We start from the raw sequence: 597 nt of genomic DNA on the forward strand, positions 1-597 counted from the left end.
ATCACCGGGCGATCCACTTCATCAACCGCGCACCGGGCACCACGGTGAACAATCTGCTGGCCATACTCGGCGTCACCAAACAGTCGCTGAACCGGGTATTGCGGACCCTGATCGCCGACGGGCTTGTGGAAAGCCGGGTCGGCACAGTGGACAAGCGCGAACGGCACCTGTTCCTGACCGAAGCAGGCGCCGCACTCGAGGCGAAGCTGTCGGATGCCCAGCGCGCCCGCATGCGCGCCGCCTACAAGGAGGCCGGCCCCGAGGCGGTGACCGGTTTCCGCAAAGTACTTGAAGCGATGATGGATGCTGATATGCGTCGGGCCTACACGAAACTGCGGGATACCACCTCATGAGCGACCTGGACGCCCACCTGCTGATTGTCGACGATGACGAGCGGATCCGCGATCTGCTCAAGAAATTCCTGATGCGCAACGGCTTTCTGGTGACGGCCGCCCGGGATGCGGCCCATGCGCGGCGGGTGCTGTCGGGACTGGATTTCGACTTGATCGTGATGGACGTGATGATGCCGGGCGAGGATGGCGTCAGCCTGACGCGGTCCCTGCGCGAAACCCTGGCCACCCCGATCCTGCTGCTGAC

Annotated in this window: 2 protein-coding genes; both read left to right on the forward strand. The window is 64.0% G+C overall.

Annotated features, from left to right (window positions below; translation table 11 throughout):
- On the forward strand, positions 1-353 hold a 353-nt coding region (locus ACR0E6_RS22705; protein WP_480587644.1), incomplete at its 5' end, for a MarR family winged helix-turn-helix transcriptional regulator.
- The coding region (locus tag ACR0E6_RS22710) for a response regulator (protein WP_480587647.1) at positions 350-597 on the forward strand (248 nt) is incomplete at its 3' end. The genes ACR0E6_RS22705 and ACR0E6_RS22710, both read left to right, overlap by 4 nt.

The organism is Ruegeria sp. AP12, assembly GCF_056540025.1.